This is a genomic window from Streptomyces sp. NPDC005820 (assembly GCF_040630255.1).
Lineage (GTDB): Bacteria > Actinomycetota > Actinomycetes > Streptomycetales > Streptomycetaceae > Streptomyces.
The window spans coordinates 79,340-100,453 of the sequence record NZ_JBEXXE010000011.1 but is presented as its reverse complement, the minus strand read 5'-3'; the positions used below and the strand labels follow the sequence as shown (position 1 = coordinate 100,453).

The following is a 21,114-nucleotide window of genomic DNA, read 5'->3' as shown; positions in this document are numbered from 1 at the left end:
TCAGGCGCCTGTGGTGGCGGCCAGGTGCTGGTCCAGGGCGTGGGTGAGCGCGTCGGCCGAGGAGACCGGGCCGCCCAGGCGGTCGGTGCCGTGTGCGGTGTGCAGCAGCAGCGTCGGGTAGCCGTCGACGCCCAGCCGGCGCACCTTGAGGAAGTCGGCCGCCGCCTCCGCACGGGTGGCGGGGGAGGCGTAGGCGGCTGCCACGGCGTCGGCGTCCAGGCCCAGCTCGGCGGCGAGGTCCCGGTAGACCGCGGGGTCGGAGAGGCTGCGGCCGTCGACGTACCAGGCACGCTGCAGCGCGGCTGCGGCATCCAGGGCGTTCGCGCCGGGCTGGCTGCGCAGTGCGACCAGGCCTGTGGCGGCATCGGCGGAGTCCATCACGGCACTGCCGTCCGCCAGCGCGGCACGGTAGCCGTCGCCGAACGTGACGCCGGTCAGCTGGGCGATGCGGTCGTTGGCGCCGGGGATGTGGGGGTAGGCCGACACCGGCAGTGCGCGGGAGCCGGTGAACAGTCCGCCGGACAGCACCCGCAGCTCGATCCGGTCCGCGTTGGTGGTGGCGAACTCGTGCAGGGCCGGGCCGAAGCCGTAGCACCAGCCGCAGTAGGCGTCGAAGGCGTAGGTCAGTGGAATGCGCTCCACGGATTCCATGAGTGTCATCCTTTCCGAATTCCGTCACCCGGCTGCCTGTCTCGGTCGGGTTGACAAGCTCAAAGCTATGGTCGGAAAGGGGGGCTCCCCGGGTGTCAGGACGACACGAGATGGTGAAAAACTGACAGCCTTGTGAGCCTCCGTGCCAACCCGGTCTCCGTAGAGGCTTCCGGGTGATCGTGGCTGAGCCCTGAGGTCGCGCCTCAGTCTTCGGTGAGCTGGTACTCGGTGAGTCGCGCCGTCACCGCGAAATTTGTGCGCAGATAGATCGTCAGCGGGTCGGTGGGGTTCCTGGGGTCCACTTCGAGCCCTACCGCCGTCAGGCCGTCCGCGGCACACGCGTGCAGGGCACGAACCAAGAGCGTCGTCGCGAGCCCACGTCCTCGGTGTACGCGACGGGACCCCAGGCGCGCGATCCACCCTTCGCGGGTTCCTGCCGCGGCCTCGCCTGCGGGCCATTCCTCTGTGTGGAGATAGGCCGCGACCTCGTCACCCGAGGTGGCGACGGCGGACAGGTCCCAGCGGACCTGGCTCTTGTCGACCACCATCTCCTGCCAGTCGTCGGCAGACCAACGTGCCGCACCGGGCTGGTCTTCGAACGCGTCACCGTGCGCGGTGAGGAGGGCGGCTTGGGATGTGTCGTCCGTGTTCCCTGTGATCCCGAAGCGGACCGGGACCTGCGGGGCGTGTTCGGCATGTACCTCCCGACTGCGCTTCAGCATGGCCGGGACGAGAAGAGAACCGATGCCTTGGGCGTGCCGGCGGGGTGTCACCCCGCCGTCGAGCTGGACGGCCTGGAGGGAACCGGTGGGCTCCCGCCCGCTCACGGAGAAGTACGCCACCAGGTCGGTGTCATCGTCTGTGAGGTCACGAAGTTCGATCATCGCGGGCAAGGCTGGAGCAATCGCTGATGCCAGGGATGAGGAGGGCGCGGCGCCCTGCCTGCCTCACGCGTCGGAGAATGCTCCGGCCGCGGCTTCGAAGGCGTCGGCCGCGACACGTTCGAGGGTGCCGGCGTCGTCGTGAAACGCCCAGTACTCGACGGCGGTGGCGGAGGCCACCCCTACCGGCACGTCCACGCAATCCCCGGCCCCGTCCAAGGCGGCACACCCGGAGGGGTCCAGGACCCCCACCGGCCGCCTCTGTGGATCCTGGGCTCATCCGGCTTCGGTGCCCGCCTGGCCGGAGCCCTCGGCCTCCCGTTGGCCTTCGGCCACCACTTCGCCCCGCACAACACCGTCGCCGCCCTGGACCTGTACCGCGAGTCCTTCCACCCCTCGTCGACTCTCGGCTCGCCGTACGCTCTCATCAGCGTCATGACCCTGGCGCGCACGGCTCCGTTCGTACGAACTCATCGCCGACGCGTACGGGTTGCCTGCCGCGCAGCGCAGCTGCGTGACGGGCCCTCCTGAGTCGGGCTCCGGTCCAGCATGAACCGGAGTCCGACGCACGTCACTCCTCAAGGACGACAGCCCGGTGACACGGTGCACCACCCGTACGTCGAGGCCGTCGGCGGATGTCAGCCGAGGCCGTCCGCTCCCACCTGGACGGCGCTTTCGTCGAGCAGGGCGTCCGAAACGGTTTGCGGGTTTCCGTCGAGGTCGAGGACCGGGGTGGCTTCCTTGTACCAGGACTCGATGACGGCGTTGCCCCAGAAGTCGCGGCGGCGGTCGTCGTTCACGTTCCAGCGGTACGTCTCGTGGTCGGGGTCGCCGGTGTAGTAGTCGGAGGTGTAGATCTCCACGCGGTGGCCGTCGGGGTCGCGCAGGTACAGGTAGAAGGCGTTGGAGACGCCGTGCCGGCCCGGGCCGCGTTCGATGTGGTGTTCCTTGCGCACCGCGCCGAACAGGTCCGCGGCGCGCAGCACCTGGTGGGACTCGTGGGTGGCGACGCCGAGGTGGTGCAGGCGGGGTCCGGCGCCGCCGGTGAAGGCGACGTCGTGGACGGTCTGCTTGCGGTACATCCAGGCCGCGTACAGCTCGTGTTCGTCGCCTTCGATGGTCTCGGAGCAGCCGAAGCCGAGGGATTTGTAGTGGGTGTGGGCGGCGGGGATGTCGGGGGTGCAGAGGTTGAAGTGGTCCAGGCGGGCGATCTCGGCGCCGTGGCGCAGGTCGTAGCGTTGGATGAGGCGTTCGGCGCGGTCGATGTCGTGGAAGAACTCGACGGGGAAGCCGAGCGGGTCCACCACCCGTACCGCGTCGCCGATGCCGGGGGTGCCTTCGCCTTTCTTCAGTCGCTTGACCGGTTGGCCGAGTCCGGTGAAGAACCTCTCGGCCTTGTCGACGTCCTCCGGGGTGCGCACCCGGTAGGCGATGTGGTCGAGGGCGGGCTGCTCGCCGCGCCTCAACACCAGGGAGTGGTGGGTGAGTTCGTCGGTGCCGCGCAGGCAGAGGGTGCCGGCGTCCTCGTACTGGACGTGGAAGCCGAGCATGTCGACCCAGAACCAGCGGGCTGCCCCGAGGTCGGTGACGGCCAGCTGCGCGTAGGCGGAGCGGATGACGTCGGGTGCGGTCATGAGCCGGCTCCGAAGCGGGGGGTGTGGACGTCACCGAGGGCGACGTGGACGATCTTCGACTCGGTGTAGAAGTCGATGGAGTGGGCGCCGCCCTCCCGTCCCACCCCTGAGGCCTTGACACCGCCGAAGGGGGTGCGCAGGTCACGGACGTTGTGGGAGTTGAGCCAGATCATGCCGGAGTCGACGGCGTGGGCGATGCGGTGGCCGCGCTTGAGGTCGGAGGTCCAGATGTAGGCGGCCAGACCGAACTGGGTGGCGTTGGCCAGCTCGATCGCCTCGGCCTCGGTGTCGAAGGGTGCGACGGCGACGACCGGGCCGAAGATCTCCTCCTGGAAGATACGGGCGTCGCGCTCGACGTCGGCGAAGACGGTGGGCTGGAGGTAGTTGCCCTCGGTGAGATGGCCGGGGCGGGTGCCGCCCGCGACCAGCTTCGCCTCCTTCTTGCCGATCTCGACATAGTTCAGGACGCGTGTGTAGTGCTCGGGGTGGACGAGTGCGCCGACCTCGGTGGCCGGGTCGGCGGGCAGCCCGACGCGGACGTTCGCCGCCCGCTCGGCCAGCCGGCGGGTGAACTCCTCGTACAGCGGGCGCTCGACGAGGACCCGTGAACCGGCTGTGCAGCGCTCGCCGTTGAGGGAGAACACGCCGAAGACGACGGAGTCGAGGGCGGCTTCGAGGTCGGCGTCGGCGAAGACGACGGCCGGGGACTTGCCGCCCAGCTCCATGGAGGTGGTCTTCAGGTGCTGGGCGCTGGAGCGGATGATGTGGCGGCCGGTGTCGGTGGAGCCGGTGAAGGAGATCAGCGGTACGTCCGGATGGTCGACCAGGGCCTGGCCGGCCTCCTCGCCGATGCCGTGCACGATGTTCACCACGCCGGCCGGCACGCCCGCCTCGGTGAAGATCTCCGGCCAGAGGGAGGCCGACAGCGGGGTCCACTCGGCCGGCTTCAGGATCAGTGTGCAGCCGGAGGCGAGGGCCGGGGCCAGCTTCCAGCTCTCCAGCATGAACGGGGTGTTCCACGGTGTGATCAGCCCGGCGACCCCGACCGGGGTGCGCACGACGTAGGAGAACTGCTCCTCGCCCTGCCGGAAGGCCTCCTCGCCGAGGGCGACGATGACGTCCGCGAAGTAGCGGAAGTTCTCGGCGGCCCGGCGGGCCTGGCCCTTGGCCTGGGTGATGGGCAGTCCGGTGTCGTAGGTCTCGAACGCGGCGAGACGGTCGTGGCGGGCCTCGACCGCGTCGGCGATCCGGTACAGCACGCCTGCGCGCTCGCGGTGGGAGATGCCCGACCAGGCCGGGAAGGCGGCCCGTGCGGCGGTCACGGCTCGTTCGACATCAGCCGCCGAGCCGCGCGCGGCTTGGGCGTACGGCGTGTTGGAGACGGGATCGGCGACGTCGAAGGTGCGGCCGTCGGCGGCGTCGAGGAGTTCGCCGCCGATCCAGTGCGGGATGGTGGAGGGCAACCCCTCGATGGCTGTCATGTTCAGGCTCCGATCGGTGCGGTGAGGTCGCCGCCCTCGGCGAGCAGTGCGCGGATCTTCGTCAGACCCGCCTCGGTGGGTGTGGTCAGCGGCGGGCGGACGTGCGCGGAGGAGATACGGCCCTGCTGTGCGAGCACCCACTTGGCGGGGGCCGGGTTGGTCTCGACGAACAGCAGGTCGACCAGCGGGTGCAGCCGGTAGTGCAGGTCACGGGCCGCGTCGAAGTCGCCGGCCTCCCACAGCTCGTACATCCGCGCCACCGCGCCCGGCGCCAGGTTGGCGACTGCCGACACGAAGCCGGCACCGCCGAGGGCGAGCAGCGGCAGGCACAGCAACTCGATGCCGGACCACACCAGAAGGGAACGCCCGCAGGCGTGCAGCACACGCGAGAAGTGCTCGAAGTCCTTGGTCGTCTCCTTCACCCCGACGAAGTTGTCGAAGTCGCTGAACAGGCGCTTGACCGTCTCTGGGGCGATGTCGACGGCCGTGCGGGAGGGCACGTTGTAGGCGACGATCGGCAGGTCCGGGAACTCCCGGGCCACCGTCGCGTACCACTGGTAGAGGGCCTCCTGGGTGGGGCGGGCGTAGTACGGCGTGATGACCAGGGCCGCGTCCGCGCCCAACTCCTGGGCGGCGGCGGTCATTTCGAGGGTCTCGTCCAGCTTGGCCGAGCCGGTCCCGGGCAGGAACGGCACCCGGTTGTCGATCACCGCGGCCGCCGTGCGCATGCTGGCGATCCGCTCGGCGGTGCTTTGCGCGCTCGGCTCACCGGTCGAGCCTCCGAGCGAGATGCCGTGCGAGCCGGACTCCAGCTGGAAACGGATCAGGCCGCGCAGGCTGTCGTGGTCGACGGCGCCGTCCGCCGTGAACGGGGTGACGACGGGGGCGATGGACCCGCGGATGACCGACGGATCGCTGCGGAACTTCACTGTGTCTCTCCCTTGCACCAGTTCTCATAGACGTCCCGCCAGGCCGGACCCAGCGGATACAGACCATCGACGCTCTCGCCCGCGGCGACCCGCTCGGCGATGAACCGCTCCTGCCGCTCCTGCTCCCGGCAGTCGGCGACCAGCTCGGCGGCCAGCTCCGGGGGGACGACGACCACGCCGTCCGCGTCGCCGACGATGAGGTCGCCGGGCTGGACGAGGGCGCCGCCGCAGGCGATCGGCACGCCGGTGTCCCAGGGGACGTGACGGCGGCCCAGCACGGACGGATGGGCGCCGGCCGCGTAGACGGGCAGGCCCAGCTCGGCGACGGCGGCGCTGTCGCGGACCGCGCCGTCGGTGACGACCCCGGCCGCGCCCCGCTTGGCCGCCCGCAGGGCGAGGATGTCGCCGAGCGTGCCGGCACTGGCGTCCCGGCGGGCGTCCATCACCAGGACGTGCCCGGGGCGCAGTTCCTCGATCGCCCGCTTCTGGGCGTTCATGCCGGTGCCGTACCGCTGGAACAGGTCCTCACGCAGCGGCAGATACCGCAGAGTGTGGGCGACGCCCACCATGGAAGGACCTCCCGGGCCGACCGGCCGTACCCCGTCGATCGACATGTGCGGCAGCCCACGCGAGCGCATCTGAGCACTGAGCGTCGCCACGGCGACCGAGCGCAGCCCGTCGGCCAGCCGCGGGTCGAGCTGGGGGCACCGCCCAGCGGTAGCTGGGGGAGGCTCCGGTTCGTACGCCACGCCGTAGGCGGCTTCCCGCTCGGCCGGGTCGGTCCTCGGCATCGCCCCGTAGGGGGCGAGTGGTCCGCCTTCGGCGATCGGGTTGGCCAGCCGCCCGGTCGACAGCTCGCCGGCGGTGACCTCGACCTCGACCAGATCCCCCGGCTGCGCGACCGAGGCGCCTGCCGGGGTGCCGGTGAGGATGACGTCTCCCGGCTCCAGGGTGACCAGCCGCGACAGATCGGCGATCAGCTGCCCGAACGGGAACAGCAGGGTGTCGGTGGTGTCGTCCTGCGCCGGCTCACCGTTGACCCAGGTCCGCACCCGAAGCGCGGCCGGATCGAGCCGGCGGGCGTCCAGCAGGCGCGGACCGATGGGGGTGAAACCGTCGGCGCCCTTGGAGCGGAGGTTGGAGCCGCGGTCCGCGTACCGCAGGTCGTACACGCCCGCGTCGTTGGCGGCCGTCACCCAGCGCACGTACGACCAGCCGTCCTCCGGCTCCACGCGCTGCGCGCGCGAGCCGATGACGAGGGCGATCTCGCCCTCGAACCCGAGGAGTTCGCAACCCGACGGCCGTACGATCGGCTCCTTCGTCCCCGCCAGCGACGACGGCGGCTTGAGGAAGTACGACGGATGGGCGGGCACCCGTCCCCGTTCCTTCGCCCGGCTCGGGTAGTTCAGATGTACTGCGATGATCTTCGACGGGAGATTCCCCAACGGGTGTGTCATGAGGAACGCTCCAGGCTGTGCCGGCTCAGGAAGTTCTGCACCTTGGCCTTGTAGGGCTCGCGGTCGTAGGACTTCACATAGGCGCCCGCCATCCGGACCGGGTCGCCGAAGAAGTAGTACTCGTACAGCGCCTGGCGGCTGGAGAAGGCGGAGATGCAGGTGTCCCACACCAGGCGGAAGAGCCTGACGCGCTCCGGGCCGGTCAGGGTCGCGGACTGCAGGTAGGCCTCGATGTCGGCGGCGGCCGGGCCGTCGATGTCGAGTTCGGTCGGGGTGGCCATCAGGCCGGATGCGCCGAGCTTGCGCAGGATCTGTGGGAAGCGCTGGTACAGCTTCGGGTAGAGGTTGCGGGCGGCGTTCAGCGGGGCGAAGGCCGGCGTGAGGACCCCGTACTCGTTGACCTGGGCGTCCGCTTCTGCCGCGCGCAGGAAGGCGCGCAGCATCTCCAGCGTGGTGATGATCTCGGCGATGTCCTCCTGGACGTGCTGGAACTGCTCGATGCCGATGGCTTCCGTGAGCAGCGACACCAGGCCGAGGATGTACTCGGTCTTGGCGGTGGTCCGGGTGACGACCTGGTGGGTCATGTGCACCACGGACGCCGTCTGCGAGTAGAAGCCGTTGCACAGCTCGGCGTCACCGAGGGCGAAGCAGCGCTCGTAGGGCACGTGCACGTTGTCGAAGACCACCACGCAGTCGGACTCCTCGAAGCGGGAGGCGAGTGGGTGGTCGTGGCGGGGGCGGTCGTGGTCCAGCGGCTCGCGGGCGATGTAGCGCAGGCCCGGAGTGTCGTTGGGGATGGCGAAGGCGTACGAGTACGGCTTGTCCTCGGGGGTGCCGCGCAGCACGGTCGAGGGGAAGACGAGCATCTCGTCGGCGAACGGCGCGATGGTGGCGAGCATGCGGGCGCCGTGGATCACGACGCCGTTGTCGTCCTCCTTCACGATCCGCGCGGCCAGCTTCCCGCCCGCCTGCTGGGTGCCGGCCACGGACCGGTTGACCTGCGGCGGGATCAGCGTGTGGGTGCACAGCAGGTCCTCTTCGCGGACCTTCTCGTAGTAGCGGCGGATGTTCTCGCCGAAGGCGGGGTCGGCCTGTGCGAACCAGTCGGCGGCCGAGGCGAGCGCCATCAGAGAGCTGTTCATGTAGTCGCCGGTACGGCCGAGCATGCCGTTGCTGTGGTCGGCCCACACCTTGAACGCCCGACGGCGCTTGACGAGGTCCTCCGGAGTCCGGGGGGTGAGGAAGGAGGTGCCCACCGGCTCACCGGACGTGGGGGAGAGGTAGGTGAGGGTGTCCTTGTGCTCGGCTGTGTGCTGGAGGTCGTACAGCTCGGCGTAGGTCCGCACCACATTGCGGAAGGCGGGGTGGTCCTGGACACCTCCGGTGAGGGTCTCCCCCTGGATGTGCACAGTGGGACGGGAGGCGGAGAGGCGCTCCAGGTACTCCTTGCCGGTGCGGGCTGGCATGTCGTGCTCCTCGGAGGTGCGGTCAGATGAGGTGTTCGATGCCGTCGGCGGACTCGGCGAGGCTGCCGAAGCGGCTCCAGGCGTAGGTGAGGGCGTCGCCGTCGCGGTGGCCGAGGTCGGTGACGCGGCCGACGACGAGGGTGTGGTCGCCTCCGTCGTACGACCGCCAGGGGTCGCATTCGACCCAGGCGAGCGGGTTGTCGAGGCGGGGGATGCGCGCAGCGGGCGCCCACCCGGGTTCGGCGGCGCCGCGCATGCCGGCGAACTGCCTTGCCAGCGGCTCCTGTTCGGCGCCCAGGACGTTGACGCAGAAGGGACGGTCGAGGAGCTGGTCGTGGCAGCGGGCCCGGCGGGCGACGCTGATCAGTACCAGGGGCGGGTCGGCCGAGACGGACGTGAACGCGTTCATCGTCGCTCCGCGCGGTCCGTCGTCACCGTCGTACGTCACCACCGTGACGCCGGTGGCGAACCGTGCCATGCAGGCACGCAGGGCACCTGGACTGGGCGGGGCAAGGGCTTCGGGCATGAGGGGCTCCGTGGGATCGCTGCTCGCCAACTCGACGTGGAGAACAAAGCAGTCGATATCCGAACCAAAGCATTCAATCAAAGCTTTGATTAATTGGTCAGGACCGTACCCCGGGAGCGACCGCTTGGGAAGGCCTCAAGAGGAAAAATCTCGCTGCCAGGCTCGTGGGCGACCCGGCCTACACTCCCGGTGTGACCCACGAACAGCCCGACGCCGAGCATCTGCACTTCTGGTCGTTCATCGACCACGCCGTCGAGCGGGTCGGGCGGGAACTGCCCGGCGTCGATCCGCTCGCGATGCGCATGATCCTCACCCTGCACCGGGCCGCCAACATGATCGTGTACGACCTGGAGTCGACCGTGCACCGGCCACGCGGCTGGTCGTGGCCCGGGTTCCGGGTGCTGTTCGCCATCTGGCTGTCGGCGCCGGTCGAGGCGAAGAAGGTCGCCGAGCTGTCCGGCATGAGCCGCGCGGCCGTGTCCGCCCTGGTGGGCACGCTGGAGAAGGACGGCCTGGTCAGCAAGGAGCGCGCGCCGTACGACGGACGCGCGGTCCAGCTGCGCCTCACCGACGCCGGCCGGGAAGCGATCACCTCCGCCTTCCAGGCGCACAACGAGCGCGAACAGGAGTGGGCGGGCTCCCTCAGCGAGGAGGAGGCGCGCACCCTCGTCGACCTGCTCGGAAAGCTGACCGCGCATTCCATGGACTTCGACGCCCGGCACCGGGCATGACGGGTACGGGAGTCAGCCCTCCCAGCGGCCTTCCGCGGCCTTGAACCACGAAGACGACACAGCTGCGTTGACACCGGTGCGACAACCGCCGAACATACTCGGCCATATGGGAGTCCTCGTCGCCAAGAACCTCGATGAATGGGCCCAGGTCATCACCGAGAGCTTCGTGCCGCTGTCACTCGGCTCCGTGTCCGGGTCCTTCCACGGTTCCGTGCGCTCCAGCGCAATGGGGCCCGCCGCCACCCTCACCGAGGTGCGCACCCACGGGCCCTCCATCGTCCTGCGTTCATCCCGCCTGGTACGCGCCGAGCCGCGTGACGACTACCTGTTCTCCCTCCACCTGGACGGAGTGAGCGCCGTCGTGCAGGACGGGCGGGAGACGCTGCTGCCGTGCGGCGGCGGAGCGCTGTACGACACGTCCCGGCCGTACGAACTGCGGTTCCCGACCGGCGCGCGACAACTGGTGCTGCAGATCCCCCGGGACCAGCTGCACGCCCGGGTGGGACGCGTGGAGAACGTGTGCGGGCGCGCGCTGCCCCCGGGTCACCCGACGGTCCGGATCCTGGCCGCCTACGTCCGGGAACTGGCCGACACCAGCGACGGCCTCACCGGCGACCAACGAGCCGAGCTGGGCCTCACGACCGTCGACCTGATGGCCACGGCACTGCGGGCGGTGGCCGGGGAAGGTTCCGGTGTGCCCACCGGCAGAGCAGCCCTGCTCGCCTCGATGCAGGCATACGTCCGTGACCACCTGGCAGACTCCCGACTGACCCCCGACGCCATTGCCCGCCGCCACCGCGTCTCCCTGCGGTACACGGCCGAGGTGTTCGCCGCGGGCGGCACCTCGCCCGCGGCCTTCATCCGCGCCGAGCGGCTGCGTGCCGCCCACCGCATCCTGACCGATCCCCGGTATGCCGCCCTGACGGTCGCAGCCGCCGCGGCCCGCTGCGGCTTCACCGACCGCACCACCTTCACCCGCGCGTTCGTACGCACCTACGGCCGGACGCCTGCCGAAGTGCGACGGCATACGACGGAACCGCTGGTCGACGGCTGACGCACGCCCGGCGCGCGCCGTGGAACACGCCGCACTCCGGTGCACGCAACGCCGCACCCCCGCTGCCGCGGGCTTCTACGGTCGGAGCACTTCGCCAACGCTTCAGGAGGCCCGCAGTGCCGACCACGTACCGTGTCGCCGCCGTTCAGGCCGAGCCCGTGTGGCTCGACGCCGATGCCACCGTCGAGAAGACCATCGGCCTCCTCGAGGAGGCCGCCGCTCAGGACGTCGCCCTGGTCGCCTTCCCCGAGACATGGATCCCGGGCTACCCGCTGTTCCTGTGGCTCGGGCCGGTCGCCGGCCAGATGCCGTACATCGCCCGCTATCACGCGAACTCCCCGACCGTCGACGGCAAGCACATCACCGCCATACGCCAGGCCGTCCGCCGCACCGGCGTCACCGTCGCTCTCGGCTACAGCGAGAAGGACCACGGCAGCCTGTACATCTCCCAAACCTTGATCTCGCCGGACGGCGGCGTGCTCCTGCACCGCCGCAAGCTCAAGCCCACCCACGTCGAACGCAGCCTCTTCGGCGAGAGCGACGGCAGCCACCTCAAGGTCGTCGACACGCCCCTCGGCCGGCTCGGCGCGCTCAACTGCTGGGAGCACCTCCAGCCGCTGAACAAGTATGCGATGTACGCGCAGCACGAGCAGGTCCACATCGCCTCGTGGCCCGCCTTCGGCCTGTACAAGGGCATCGCCTACGCACTCGGCGCCGAGGCCAACCTGGCGGCGACGCAGACCTACGCTCTGGAAGGGGGCTGCTTCGTCATCGCGCCCACGCAGGTCATCGGCGAGCACTGCATCGAGACCTTCGCGACCACCGACGAGCAGCGCGCCCTGCTCACGGCCGGCGCGGGCAGCTCCCGCATCTACGGTCCCGACGGCAGCCCGTTGGGCAAGCCGCTGGACGAGCATGCCGAGGGCCTCCTCGTCGCCGACATCGACCTCTCCCTGATCGACCTGGCCAAGAACGCCGCCGACCCCGCCGGACACTACGCCAAGGCCGATGCCACCCGCCTGCTGCTCGACGACCGGCCCAAGTCCGCCGTCGTGCGGCCCGGCGAAACGCCGGGACCGTATTTCCCGGACCTGGACGAGCCCGCGCCGGAGGACGCCACCGTCTGACCACAAGGTTTTTTCCCCGGATTCGGCCACCCGGTGGCGGAGGGGCTGTCCGTGGTGCTTGTCCTGGTCGACAAGCCGGTACACATCGCTGGGTGGGGCGGCGGCGCCGAGCAGTACTGGGATACTCCAGGACTTGAGTCGGCGGTGGGCGATCAGGCAGCAGCACCTGTGTTCAGCCCAGGAGCGCGCGCCTCGCGGCCGGCTCCGGCTCGTGGACCGGAGCGACGCGGCCACGGCCCGTCGTCCAGGGCGCCCGGACCGGGGCCCACCACATCCACCCGTCCCTTCTCCCATCGGAGGTTCGCACCGTGACCGCCATCGTCCTCGTCCACGGCCTGTGGGCGGACGGCTCCTGCTGGAGCGAGACGATCACCGAGTTGCGCGCACTCGGCCACGAGCCTGTTGCCGCGCAACTCCCGCTCGAATCCATGGCGGACGACATCGCCGCCGTACGCCGGACGCTGTCCACCGTGGACGGGCCCGTACTGCTGGTGGGCTGGTCCTACGGCGGAGCCGTGATCACCAATGCTGCCCGGGGCCAAGAGCGCGTCCAGGCACTCGCGTACATCGCCGCCTTCGTACCCGACGAGGGCGAGTCGGTCAGTGACCTGGCCCATCACCACCCCGGTAGCCTGCTGGCCGAGCACCTGAGGGTCACCGAGGGCGGCCGCTCCTACATCGACCGCGCCGCCTACGGCGAGGTCATGGCCGCCGACGCCCCCGAGGAGCGCACCGCGCTCGCCGGAGCCGTGCAGAAGTACCCGCGCCTCGGGATCGACCGAGCCCCATCCGGGGCCCCGGCCTGGCGCGACCGACCAAGCCATTACCTCATCGCCGCCCACGACCGCGCCCTGCCCGCAGCCACCCAGCGTGAGCTCGCTGCCCGCGCCGGCGCTACGACAACGGAGTGGGCGACCGGACACGGGCCCATGTACGCCCGACCGAAGGAACTCGCCGCGTATCTGGACACCATCACCAGCAGGCTGTGACGTGCCGGTGATGGCGGACCGGGGCTGCCGCGTGTGCGACGTCGGGGTCGTGGCCCCCGGTTGGCACCGTGCCGCCGTCCGTAGGCAGGCTGTCGAAACGGCGGTGGCGGTCGCCGTCGGCATGGCACCCCCTACGGTGGGCACCGACACCACGGGCTCGCTGCGGATCGCGGCTGCCTTGTGCGGGCGGGATGGACAGCTGATCGGCCCCGGCAGCGTAGACCACCTCATCGAGCGCCTGCTCACCCACAAGAATGGACCCACCTTGACCCCGCTCTCCCCGCAAGACGAAAGACTCCTGGCAGCCGCCATCGACCTGGCCCAGCAGTCCCGGGACCACGGCAACCACCCCTTCGGCGCCCTACTGGCCAGTCCCTCCGGTGAGGTGCTGTGCCAAGCGGAGAACACCGTGGTCACGCAGAACGACATCACCAACCACGCGGAACTCAACCTGGTCAGCAAGGCGTGTCGCACCCTGACCGTCGAGCAGCTCGCCACGGGCACTCTCTACACCAGCACCGAGCCCTGCGCCATGTGCTGCGGAGCCATCTACTGGAGCCGTATCCCGCGCGTGGTCTACGCCCTGGGCGAGGACGAACTGGCCGTTCTGGTCGGAGGCAGCAGCGAGCTCGTCCTCCAGCTCCCCAGTCGTCAGGTGTTCGCAGCCGGATCGCCCAAGGTCGAAGTCTCCGGACCCCATCTGCATGGCGCGGGCGCGGCAGTCCACAAGGACTTCTGGACGTAGAGCGCCCGAGGGGATCCCGTACGACGTGGCCACCGACGGACCATCGCCGCAATCGCCCATCCACACGGAGCATGGCGTGGGCGAGCATCTCGTGATCGCCCTCGACTTCCGCTTCCCGCAAGAGGGACTCGACGTGGTGGTGGAAGGCGCGGCCCACGCTCGAGGCCGGCGCCAAGGAAGCCGGCGCCGTCGTGAACCTGATCGCCGTCGGCGAGATCACCGACGCCCAGTGGGAGCAGCTGGACGCCTCGGACGCGATCATCTTCGGCGCCCCCCACCTACATGGGAACCGCCAGCGCCGGGTGGGCCGTCGGCGACGGACAGTCCGTGCCACCAGTGATCGCAGCCGCCGGAGCAGAAGCGTTCGCGGCGTCGTGCGTCGGCAAGCGCGAGCACCGCGATCAGCAGCCTGAACGCCTTACGGCGTTCGTCGAGAGGCGCGAGACCGGCGATCTTGCCCAGTTGCTCGTCGATCCGGCCTCGTGAGATCAGCACTGCGGGCGTATGCGTCGGGCGCAGCCCGGCACGGCGGATGCTCTCCGGTGCGTCCTCGGCGACGGCACGCGCCTGGACGCAGTGATGGCGCAGGAACAGCAGAACCTCGGACTGCTCTTCCTGGCCGAGGCCGTCGAACCATTCGATGCCCTCCGACATCGGGCGCAGCCCCTGCGCGAGCTCGTTGAGCAGGACGTCGCGTTCGTGCATGACTGCCTCCCATGGGACTCGGTCATGACGTCCCGCAACAACAACCGCCGGGCGGGGTCCCGGGTCAGGGCCCCACCTGTCGCCAGTCCGTCACCGGGCCGGGGTCTGTGTGGTCCGCAGGGGTGACCCAGAACGCTTTGCCCAGCTCAGCGCTGAACTGGGCGCCTGTCCGGCCGTCCCCGGAGGAGCGGCCGGTCAGTCGGCGGCCGATCCACGGCAGCAGGTGCTGCCTGGCGAAACGGGCGTCGGCGGCCCGGCGGGCGGCCCAGCCGGGCGGCACGGTCGCCGCGACCGGCGTGCGCCACTCGGTGTCCTCGGGGTCGTAGCCGAGGGTCTGCCAGACCGCCTCGGCGACCCGGCGGTGCCCCTCCGGAGCCAGGTGCAGCCGGTCGACGTCCCATAGCCGGGGGTCGGAGAGCGAGGGGGCGCCGTACAGGTCGACGACCAGGGCGCCGTGGCGGGCGGCCAGCTCGTCGACGCAGACGAACAGCTCCTCCATGCGCGGCCGGAACCGCTCCAGGACGGGACCCTGGCGCCCCGGGCTGCGCATCAGCACCAGCTGCTTGCAGGACGGGGCCAGCCGCTCCACCGCCTCCGTGAGCAGGCCCTTGACCAGGCCCATGTCGCACTTGGGGCGCAGGGTGTCGTTGAGACCGCCGACCAGGGTGATCACGTCGGCGTCCATCGCGGCCGCCACGTCCACCTGCTCCTCGACGATCTGACCGATCAGCTTGCCGCGCACCGCCAGGTTGGCGTACCGGAAGCCGGGCGCGCGCGCCGCCATCCGGCCCGCCAGGAGGTCGGCCCAGCCGCGGTAGGAGCCGTCGGGCAGCAGGTCCGACATGCCCTCGGTGAAGGAGTCGCCGACCGCGACCAGGCTGGTGTGTGTGGGGTTCGTCTGCATGGCGACATAGATGGTAGCCCGAGTCCCATACCCGTCGGTCGGTCACCCCTGCCCGGTACGCGGCCTCGGGCACCCCGGCCTCGCCCGCGTCCCACGCCCCTCTCACGCCGGCTGTCCGAACAGCTCGCGCAGCACGTCCTCCATCGTCACCAGCCCGGCCAGCCGCCCGTCCGTGCCCAGCACCGCCGCCAGGTGCGTACGGCTGCCCCGCATCGCGGTGAGGACGTCGTCCAGGGGCGTCGCCTCCCGCACGCGCGCGATGGGCCGCATGTCCCGCAGCCGGAACGGTTCGTCCCGGGGCGAGGCGTCCAGCGCGTCCTTCACATGCAGATAGCCGATGATCCGCCGCCCCTCGTCCACCACCGGGAACCGGGAGAACCCCGACTCCGCGGCCAGCCCTTCCAGCTCCTCCGGAGTGACGCCCACGCGCGCGTAGACGACGCGCTCCAACGGCAGTACGACGTCCCGCACCGGGCGCCGGCCCAGCTCCAGGGCGTCGTGCAGACGCTCCTGGGCGCGGCCGTCGATGAGCCCCGCCGCGCCCGCGTCCTTGACGATCTGGGCGAGCTGGGCGTCCGAGAAGGCCGCCGTGACCTCGTCCTTGGTCTCGATCCGCATCAGCTTCAGCAGCGCGTTGGCGAACGCGTTGATCGCGAAGATCACCGGACGCAGCGCCCGTGACAGCGTGACCAGCGGCGGACCGAGCACCAGCGCGGTGCGCACCGGCTCCGCGAGCGCGATGTTCTTCGGGACCATCTCGCCGAGCAGCATGTGCAGATAGGTGGCCAGCACCAGCGCGATCACGAAGGACACGGCGTGGCCCGCGCTCTCGGGCACGCCGACCGCGTGGAACACCGGCTCCAGCAGATGGGCGATCGCCGGTTCGGCGACGACACCGAGGACCAGCGTGCACAGGGTGATGCCGAGCTGTGCCGCCGCCATCAGCGAGGACACGTGCCGCAGCCCCCACAGCACGCTCCTGGCGCGCCGGTCGCCCTGCTCGGCGTACGGCTCGATCTGGGCGCGGCGGACGGAGATCAGCGCGAACTCGGCCCCGACGAAGAACGCGTTGACGACGAGGGTCGCCAGGGCGATCAGCAGCTGTACGGCGGTCACTGGTCCGCCCCTTCCACGTGGTCCTCGGCGAGCGGGGCGTGCAGCAGGACGCGCGCGGCGCGGCGGCCGGACGCGTCGACCACGTCCATGCGCCAGCCGGCGACCTCGACGCCGTCACCGACGTCCGGTATGCGGCCCAGTTCGGTGGCGACGAGGCCGGCGAGCGTCTCGTACGGCCCCTCGGGGACGTGCAGGCCGACGCGCGCGAGCTGGTCCATCCGGGCGGCGCCGTCGGCCGAGTACAGCGCGCGGCCGTCGTCGTCGGTGCCCGCGGGGGCCAGGTCGGGCGTCTCGTGCGGGTCGTGCTCGTCGCGGACCTCGCCCACGACCTCCTCGACGATGTCCTCCAGGGTCGCCACGCCCGCCGTACCGCCGTACTCGTCGATGATCACGGCCATCGTCCGTTTGCCGGACAGCCGGTCCAGCAGCCGGTCCACGGTCAGCGACTCGGGCACCAGCAGCGGCTCACGCATGATCTCCGAGACGGGTACGTGGAGACGGCGTTCGGCGGGGATCGCCAGGGCATCCTTGATGTGCGCGGTGCCGACGACCGCGTCCAGGCCGCCGTGGTGGACGGGGAAGCGGGACAGACCGGTCGCCCGGGTCGCGTTCGCCACGTCCTCGCAGGTCGCCAGGGCGTCCAGGGAGATGACCTGGACGCGCGGGGTCATCACGTTCTCCGCGGTGAGGTCGGCCAGGTTCAGGGTGCGCACGAACAGCTCGGCGGTGTCCGCCTCCAGCGCGCCCTCGCGGGCCGAGTGCCGGGCCAGGGCGGCCAGCTCCTGGGGGCCGCGCGCGGCGGCCAGCTCCTCGGTGGGCTCCAGGCCGAAGCGGCGCACGACATGGTTGGCGGTGTTGTTGAGATGGGCGATGAACGGCCGGAAGGCGGCGCTGAACCACCGTTGCGCGTTGCCCACGGTCTTGGCCACGGGCAGCGGCGAGGAGATCGCCCAGTTCTTCGGCACCAGCTCGCCGACGACCATCAGGAAGACCGTCGACAGCGCCGTGCCCAGCACGAGCGCCACCGAGCTCGCCGCGGCGTCCGACAGCCCCACCGACTCCAGCGGTCCCGCGATCAGCGCGGCGATCGACGGCTCGGCGAGCATGCCGACCACCAGGTTGGTCACGGTGATGCCGAGCTGGGCGCCGGAGAGCTGGAAGGTGAGATTCCGTACGGCCTTGAGCGCGCCGGACGCGCCGCGCTCGCCGCGCTCCACCGCCCGCTCCAGCTCGCTGCGCTCGACCGTGGTCAGCGAGAACTCGGCGGCCACGAAGGCGCCGCACGCGAGGGAGAGCAGGATCGCCACCAGCAGCAGGAGCACTTCCGTCATCGGTTCACCTCCGTCCCATGGTCCGGCAGGGCAGGGAGGATCGCGCGATGTCGCGCACGGCTACTGGGAGGCTCGCCCATGGGCGGAGGCTCACACCTTTCGAAGACTCGCAGGGGACCGTACGTGGTCGCACGGTCCCCCAATAGTAAAGGATCAGCAAAGTCCCCTCGGGTGGGGGCGGTGTCGATCAGTGGGCGAGCGGCTTCACCCAGCGACGCCAGTTCTCCTCCGGCGCGTACCCCGCCGCGCGCCACGCATGATGCGCCGTCTCGTTCCGGGTGAGCACCATCGCGTCCCCGCGCCGCCCGCCGAGCTGTACGAACCTCTCCTCGGCGGCGGCGAGCAGCGCCGAGCCGATGCCCTGACGGCGCCGCTCCGGATGCACCGCCAGCCGGTACAGATGGCACCGCCACCCGTCGAACCCGGCGATCACCGTGCCCACCAGCTCACCGCCCTGCTCGGCGAGGAGCAGCGCCTCCGGGTCACGGGCGACCAGCCGCTCCACACCGGAGCGGTCGTCGCTGATGCTCGTCCCCTCGGCGGCGGTCTTCCAGAAGTCGAGCACGGTGTCGAGGTCGTCGGGCGTCGCGGCCCGTATGCGCGGATCAGACATACGGCGATCCCACCACGGGCGCGGCGGCGAGACGGGGAATTCCACGATCCGGACGCCATGTGAGCGGGCCCGACGGCCGGCCCCGCCCTCCACTCCGCGACGCCTCGCGCAAGCGCCGGACGGGCCGACCCGAGCCTCCCCCGACGACCGGGCCTGCGGGCCGACCGAGCCCCGCCCGGCCGCCCCCGCAGCTGCGGCGCCCCCTCACTCGTGGGCGATCGCCGCCAGGACGTTCATCCGGGACGCGCGCAGGGCCGGGAGCAGGGCGGCCACGACGCCCACCACCGCCGAGCCGATGACGACCGCGACGATCGTGCCCCACGGGACGGCCAGCGCCTTCATGCCCTGCAGGGCGAGCACCTGCTGTATGCAGACGCCCCACACCAGTCCCAGCGCCAGCCCCAGGACCGCGCCGAACACCGCGATCACCACCGACTCCAGCCGGATCATCCGCCGCAGCTGCCGCCGCCCCAGACCGATCGCCCGCAGCAGTCCGATCTCCCGGGTCCGCTCCACCACCGACAGCGCCAGGGTGTTGACCACACCGAGCACCGCGATGACGATCGCGAGGCCGAGGAGGGCGTACACCAGGTAGAGGAGGACGGCGATCTGGTCGTGGACCAGCTTCTTGTAGTCGGCCTGGTCGCGCACCTGGACCTGCGGGTACGCGTCGAGCGTCTTCTCCAGCCGGGGCCGCAACTGCTCGGCGGTCGTGCCGGCGGCCGCGTTCACGTACAGCGCGGAGTCCTGGCCGTCGGGCACGTACTTCTCGACGGTCCCCGTCCCGAGGAACAGCCCGCCCTCCATGCCGAACCCCTCGGAGGCGTCCTGGTCGGTGAGCGCGCCGACCTTCAGCGAGGTCGTGCGGTCGCCGGGGAACTCCACCGGGAGCACACTGCCCAGCTTCACCCCGTGGTCCTTCGCGAAGTCCACGTCCATGCCGATCGCGCCGTCCGCCAGCGCCGCCGCCGAGTCGCCCTGCGCGTACGTGACATGCGCGACGTCGTCGAGCCGGTCGTCGTACCCGGAGGCCGTCGTCTCGACCCGCTTGCCGTCCGGCAGCCGTACCGCGAGGGGCGCGAACCGCTGCCGTACGACGAGACCGACGCCGTCGGTGGCGCGGACCGCGTCCGTCAACTCCTGGGAGAAGGGCGTGAAGTTGGCGTTCTGGATCACGAAGTCCGCGCCGAGCGTCCTGTCGATCTGCTCGTCGAAGGACTTCGACATCGAGGCGCTGGCCACCGACATGCCGCCGACCAGGGCCAGGCCCACCATCAGCGCGGCGGCGGTGGCTCCCGTGCGGCGGGGGTTGCGCAGGGCGTTGCGCTGGCTCATCCGCCCGACCGGGCCGAACAGGGCCGGGAAGGCGCCGCCGAGGACCCGGATCACCGGCCGGACCAGCAGCGGTCCCGCGATCACGGTGGCGATCAGCGTCAGGACGACGCCGAGGCCCAGGAAGGAGGCCGCGGACGCCGTCTTCGAGGCGGTCGCACAGCCCAGCAGCGCGGCCGCGCCCAGCGCCCCGACGACCGCCCCGACGATCGCGCGCACCTTCAGCGGCCGGCCCACCCCCGCGATGTCCGCGTCGGCGAGGGCCGCCATGGGCGAGACCGTGGCGGCGCGCCGGGCCGGCAGGTAGGCGGCCACGAAGGTGACGCCCACGCCGACGGCGTACGCCGCCACCGGGGTCCCCCAGCCGACCACCATCTCCGTCGTCTTCAGGTTCATGCCGAACGCGCTCATCAGCCGGATCAGCCCGGCCGCGAGCCCGATACCGGCCGCGAGGCCCAGGGTGGAGCCCACCAGTCCCAGCAGCACCGCCTCGGTCAGCACCGAGCGCCGCACCTGACGGCGGTCGGCGCCGAGCGCGCGCAGCAGGCCCAGCTCACGGGTGCGCTGGGCGATCAGCATCGAGAAGGTGTTGACGATCAGGAACACACCGACCAGGACGGCGATGCCGGCGAACCCGAGCATCACGTACTTGATCACGTCGAGGAAGCCGCCCAGCGACGCGGCCGAGGACTCGGCCTGCTCGTCGGCGGTCTTCACCTCGTACGGCCCCGAGCCCAGCGCGGCCGAGACGCGGTCCTTGAGCACGGCGTCCGAGACACCCGAAGCCGCGTCGATCGAGATGCTGGTGGCCCGGTCCGCCGAGCCCAGCAGCTCGGTCGCGGCGACCTTCGGGTCGAGGAAGACGAGGGCCGCGCCCGGGTTGGTGGTGGTGAAGGTGGCGATGCCGACGATCTCGACGTCGAAGGAGCCCGGCTGGGCCATCACCGTGAGCGTGTCGCCGATCTTCACATGCTTCTTGTCGGCGGTGTCGGCGTCCAGCATGGCCTGGCCGGCGCCCTGCGGGGCGTGTCCGGAGGTCAGCTTCACGGGGCTGCGGTGGGTGACGTACCAGTCGGTGGCGATGGTGGGGGCGCCGGTGGTCGGGCCGACGGACTTGTGGTCGCTGTCGACGACCGTGATGTTCTCCACGCTGACGTCCGCGTGGGCGGAGGCGACCCCGTCGACGCCGGCGACCTCGGCGGCGAGGGCGGCCGGAACCGTCTGCACCGCGCCGCTCGGCACATTGGAGTTCAGGTCGTCCTTCGGCTCGACCGTCACATCCGCCGAGGTGGAGGCGAACAGCCGGTCGAAGGTGCGGGTCACGGTGTCCGAGAAGATCAGACTGCCCGCGACGAACGCCACGGACAGCACGACGGCGAGGGCCGACAGCAGCAGCCGCCCCTTGTGCGCCAGGAAACTCCTGAGGGTCGCCTTCAGCACCG

General features: G+C 71.0%; 19 protein-coding genes and 3 pseudogenes. 7 read left to right on the top strand and 15 right to left on the bottom strand.

What is annotated here, in order from left to right:
- From ABZ464_RS15675 to ABZ464_RS15665, 3 genes are all read right to left on the bottom strand, one after another.
- Entirely contained in the window at positions 1-651 is a 651-nt protein-coding gene (locus tag ABZ464_RS15675) for a DsbA family protein (RefSeq protein ID WP_359276461.1), read from the bottom strand.
- 203 nt (positions 652-854) lie between these two features.
- Positions 855-1,373 (bottom strand): GNAT family N-acetyltransferase, encoded by a 519-nt coding sequence (locus ABZ464_RS15670; protein ID WP_359276459.1) that lies wholly within the window; start codon positions 1,371-1,373, stop codon positions 855-857.
- A 225-nt stretch (positions 1,374-1,598) separates the two neighbouring features.
- Positions 1,599-1,730, bottom strand: coding sequence for a hypothetical protein (locus ABZ464_RS15665; protein ID WP_359276850.1), 132 nt, complete (start codon positions 1,728-1,730; stop codon positions 1,599-1,601).
- On the opposite strand from ABZ464_RS15665, the pseudogene ABZ464_RS15660 reads away from it, so the two are divergent.
- A pseudogene (locus ABZ464_RS15660) lies at positions 1,707-1,979 on the top strand (alkanal monooxygenase); the annotation flags it as partial. The gene ABZ464_RS15665 and the pseudogene ABZ464_RS15660 sit on opposite strands and share 24 nt — an antisense overlap.
- 191 nt (positions 1,980-2,170) lie before the next feature.
- Here ABZ464_RS15660 and hpaD read toward each other — a convergent pair.
- Genes hpaD through ABZ464_RS15630 form a run of 6 tightly spaced genes read right to left on the bottom strand, consistent with a single transcriptional unit; the run spans position 2,171 to position 9,025 of the window.
- Complete coding sequence (hpaD, locus tag ABZ464_RS15655; RefSeq protein WP_359276456.1) at positions 2,171-3,166, bottom strand: 3,4-dihydroxyphenylacetate 2,3-dioxygenase; 996 nt, start codon at positions 3,164-3,166, stop codon at positions 2,171-2,173.
- Positions 3,163-4,647: a 5-carboxymethyl-2-hydroxymuconate semialdehyde dehydrogenase gene (hpaE, locus tag ABZ464_RS15650; protein ID WP_359276454.1), complete on the bottom strand. Its 1,485-nt coding sequence runs from the start codon at positions 4,645-4,647 to the stop codon at positions 3,163-3,165. Before hpaE ends, hpaD begins: the two co-directional genes overlap by 4 nt.
- 2 nt (positions 4,648-4,649) lie before the next feature.
- Positions 4,650-5,576 (bottom strand): 4-hydroxy-tetrahydrodipicolinate synthase, encoded by a 927-nt coding sequence (gene dapA, locus ABZ464_RS15645; protein WP_359276451.1) that lies wholly within the window; start codon positions 5,574-5,576, stop codon positions 4,650-4,652.
- Positions 5,573-7,033, bottom strand: coding sequence for a fumarylacetoacetate hydrolase family protein (locus ABZ464_RS15640; protein WP_359276449.1), 1,461 nt, complete (start codon positions 7,031-7,033; stop codon positions 5,573-5,575). The genes dapA and ABZ464_RS15640 overlap by 4 nt, the downstream gene beginning before the upstream one ends.
- Entirely contained in the window at positions 7,030-8,499 is a 1,470-nt protein-coding gene (gene hpaB / locus ABZ464_RS15635) for a 4-hydroxyphenylacetate 3-monooxygenase, oxygenase component (protein ID WP_359276446.1), read from the bottom strand. Before hpaB ends, ABZ464_RS15640 begins: the two co-directional genes overlap by 4 nt.
- Before the next feature lie 22 nt (positions 8,500-8,521).
- Positions 8,522-9,025, bottom strand: coding sequence for a flavin reductase family protein (locus ABZ464_RS15630; protein WP_359276443.1), 504 nt, complete (start codon positions 9,023-9,025; stop codon positions 8,522-8,524).
- Positions 9,026-9,216: 191 nt separating this feature from the next.
- Here ABZ464_RS15630 and ABZ464_RS15625 point away from each other — a divergent pair, with 191 nt between their 5' ends.
- From ABZ464_RS15625 to ABZ464_RS15600, 6 genes and pseudogenes are all read left to right on the top strand, one after another.
- Complete coding sequence (locus ABZ464_RS15625; protein WP_359276440.1) at positions 9,217-9,756, top strand: MarR family transcriptional regulator; 540 nt, start codon at positions 9,217-9,219, stop codon at positions 9,754-9,756.
- A gap of 106 nt (positions 9,757-9,862) precedes the next feature.
- Entirely contained in the window at positions 9,863-10,810 is a 948-nt protein-coding gene (locus ABZ464_RS15620; RefSeq protein WP_359276437.1) for a helix-turn-helix domain-containing protein, read from the top strand.
- A gap of 116 nt (positions 10,811-10,926) precedes the next feature.
- Positions 10,927-11,937, top strand: coding sequence for a carbon-nitrogen hydrolase family protein (locus tag ABZ464_RS15615; RefSeq protein WP_359276435.1), 1,011 nt, complete (start codon positions 10,927-10,929; stop codon positions 11,935-11,937).
- 308 nt (positions 11,938-12,245) lie between these two features.
- Entirely contained in the window at positions 12,246-12,926 is a 681-nt protein-coding gene (locus ABZ464_RS15610; RefSeq protein ID WP_359276432.1) for an alpha/beta hydrolase, read from the top strand.
- Positions 12,927-13,047: 121 nt separating this feature from the next.
- On the top strand, positions 13,048-13,671 hold the full coding sequence (locus ABZ464_RS15605; RefSeq protein ID WP_359276430.1) for a deaminase: 624 nt from the start codon (positions 13,048-13,050) through the stop codon (positions 13,669-13,671).
- Positions 13,672-13,829: 158 nt separating this feature from the next.
- A pseudogene (locus ABZ464_RS15600) lies at positions 13,830-13,968 on the top strand (NADPH-dependent FMN reductase); the annotation flags it as partial.
- A gap of 39 nt (positions 13,969-14,007) precedes the next feature.
- Here ABZ464_RS15600 and ABZ464_RS15595 read toward each other — a convergent pair.
- From ABZ464_RS15595 to ABZ464_RS15570, 6 genes and pseudogenes are all read right to left on the bottom strand, one after another.
- A pseudogene (locus ABZ464_RS15595) lies at positions 14,008-14,376 on the bottom strand (DUF5958 family protein); the annotation flags it as partial.
- Between the two features lie 64 nt (positions 14,377-14,440).
- The gene (locus ABZ464_RS15590) at positions 14,441-15,280 is read right to left on the bottom strand and encodes an SGNH/GDSL hydrolase family protein (RefSeq protein WP_359276427.1); all 840 of its coding nucleotides are present in this window, start codon (positions 15,278-15,280) and stop codon (positions 14,441-14,443) included.
- 102 nt (positions 15,281-15,382) lie between these two features.
- Positions 15,383-16,396 (bottom strand): hemolysin family protein, encoded by a 1,014-nt coding sequence (locus ABZ464_RS15585; RefSeq protein WP_359276424.1) that lies wholly within the window; start codon positions 16,394-16,396, stop codon positions 15,383-15,385.
- The gene (locus tag ABZ464_RS15580; RefSeq protein ID WP_359276422.1) at positions 16,393-17,727 is read right to left on the bottom strand and encodes a hemolysin family protein; all 1,335 of its coding nucleotides are present in this window, start codon (positions 17,725-17,727) and stop codon (positions 16,393-16,395) included. The genes ABZ464_RS15585 and ABZ464_RS15580 overlap by 4 nt, the downstream gene beginning before the upstream one ends.
- Positions 17,728-17,914: 187 nt before the next feature.
- Positions 17,915-18,340, bottom strand: a complete 426-nt coding sequence (locus tag ABZ464_RS15575; RefSeq protein WP_359276419.1) for a GNAT family N-acetyltransferase — start codon at positions 18,338-18,340, stop codon at positions 17,915-17,917.
- A 204-nt stretch (positions 18,341-18,544) separates the two neighbouring features.
- Positions 18,545-21,112, bottom strand: a complete 2,568-nt coding sequence (locus tag ABZ464_RS15570) for an ABC transporter permease (RefSeq protein WP_359276416.1) — start codon at positions 21,110-21,112, stop codon at positions 18,545-18,547.
- Positions 21,113-21,114 lie beyond the last annotated feature (2 nt).